The 927-nt window shown below is 36.8% G+C and carries 3 protein-coding genes; 1 reads left to right on the top strand and 2 read right to left on the bottom strand.

Features of this window, described 5'->3' with window-relative positions; genetic code table 11:
• Together KY305_RS19775 and KY305_RS19770 are read right to left on the bottom strand one after the other, a co-directional pair.
• A partial coding sequence (locus tag KY305_RS19775) for a response regulator aspartate phosphatase (protein ID WP_223062620.1) occupies positions 1 to 109 on the bottom strand: 109 nt, incomplete at its 3' end.
• A gap of 106 nt (positions 110 to 215) precedes the next feature.
• Positions 216 to 608, bottom strand: coding sequence for a hypothetical protein (locus tag KY305_RS19770; protein WP_223063937.1), 393 nt, complete (start codon positions 606 to 608; stop codon positions 216 to 218).
• A gap of 219 nt (positions 609 to 827) precedes the next feature.
• Between KY305_RS19770 and KY305_RS20445 the strand changes: the two genes are divergently transcribed.
• On the top strand, positions 828 to 927 hold a 100-nt coding region (locus KY305_RS20445), incomplete at its 3' end, for a hypothetical protein (RefSeq protein ID WP_396021550.1).

The raw sequence follows: 927 nt of genomic DNA, 5'->3' as shown, positions 1-927 counted from the left end.
CCACTTCTGCTTTCAAAATCTCCGCATCCGGAACGCTGAATTGACGAATCATTTTGTACCATTCGTTAATTTTCACGCCCACTTGCGAAGATGACAAGGTTTGCTCCACAAAATCCCCCCTATGTTTTTATAAATTTTACCACTATTTTCATATTATGTGTAAACGAAAAAAAACCGCAAACTTATTGCGGTCTACTGTGAATCTGTATTTGACGTTATTCCGTCCGCTCATCAGCTTGCGGCTTTAGTAGGATGGTTAAGACTATTCCCGATATCAAAGTTAAAATGTATCCACTCAGGACAGCGTATGGAGCAATTACGTTAATCAGAGAATTAGAGAAAACGAAATAAAGTATAAAAAGAACGACTGCTGCACCGATTAAAAAATAAAATGATTTCTTATTTTTAACAGTTAATCGTTTCGATTGTGAAATCTTTCTGAAGAGCAAAGGGCTGCCGGTGTAAATGCCGAAGAAAAACGTAACAATAATTGACCACAAAAAGCCAGCAATCGAAAAATAATCTTCATGAAAAATCCCATCAAAAGACCATCTACTCAAAAAGATAAAGCCAAGTAAATAAACAAATGACAATATAACCTTGACCAATTACATCACTCCTCTCATTCAATATACACTCGCTAAAAAGTTGTTTAAATGGGTAAATGCCCCTTCATGCGCTCTTCTTAAATGTTTAACCACACAATAATAAGCAAAAAGACTCAGGTCATACTATTCATTTTTTCCTTTTGAATCGTACAGCGGTCTTTTTCTTCATTCTTCCATGGTAATATTTTGTTGAAGTATATCGTATGAAAGGATATGGTCATGAAAGTTTTCGAAGCAAACAGCCTGCTGGCCGCCGCCAAGCAACGCGCGGGAGAATACAAACAACTCCGCGGCCAAATGATGAATTTGAAAAAATCGT

The sequence above is a fragment of the Bacillus sp. YC2 genome, from assembly GCF_019891195.1.
Lineage (GTDB): Bacteria > Bacillota > Bacilli > Bacillales > Bacillaceae > Bacillus.
The sequence above is the reverse complement of the archived record's forward strand: the minus strand, read 5'-3'. Positions and strand labels throughout refer to the sequence as shown.